The following is a 549-nucleotide window of genomic DNA, read 5'->3' on the forward strand; positions in this document are numbered from 1 at the left end:
ATTGGTCATTCGCAGGGTGAGATCGCGGCGGCGTGTGTGGCGGGTGCGTTGTCGTTGGAGGATGCGGTGCGGGTGGTGGCGTTGCGGAGCAAGGCGTTGCGGGCGTTGTCGGGGCTTGGTGGGATGGTGTCGGTGTCGTTGCCGGTGGAGCGTGTGCGGGAGCGGCTTGCGGTGTGGGGTGAGCGGTTGTCGGTGGCGGCGGTGAACGGGCCTTCGGCGGTGGTGGTTTCCGGTGACGCGGATGCGTTGGACGAGTTGCTGGCGGCGTGTGAGGTGGAGGAGATTCGGGCGCGGCGCGTTCCCGTGGACTACGCCTCGCACTGCGCCCATGTGGAGGTAATCGAGGAGGAGTTGTTGCGGGAGCTGGCGGGGATCGCTCCTCGGCCGTCGTCGGTGCCGTTCTATTCGACGGTGACGGGTGGGGTGCTCGATACGGCGGGGCTGGACGCGGGGTACTGGTACCGCAATCTGCGTCAGACGGTGCGTTTCGAGGAGACCGTACGCGCCCTGCTGGCCGACGGATTCCAGGTGTTCGTCGAGGCCAGTGCC

The 549-nt window shown here is 67.6% G+C and carries 1 protein-coding gene; it reads left to right on the forward strand.

Translation table 11 applies throughout. The annotated features are described in order from the left end of the window. The coding region (locus NP777_RS47155) for an acyltransferase domain-containing protein (RefSeq protein WP_256656363.1) at positions 1-549 on the forward strand (549 nt) is incomplete at both ends.

It is taken from the genome of Streptomyces rugosispiralis (genome assembly GCF_024505145.1).
GTDB lineage: Bacteria > Actinomycetota > Actinomycetes > Streptomycetales > Streptomycetaceae > Streptomyces > Streptomyces rugosispiralis.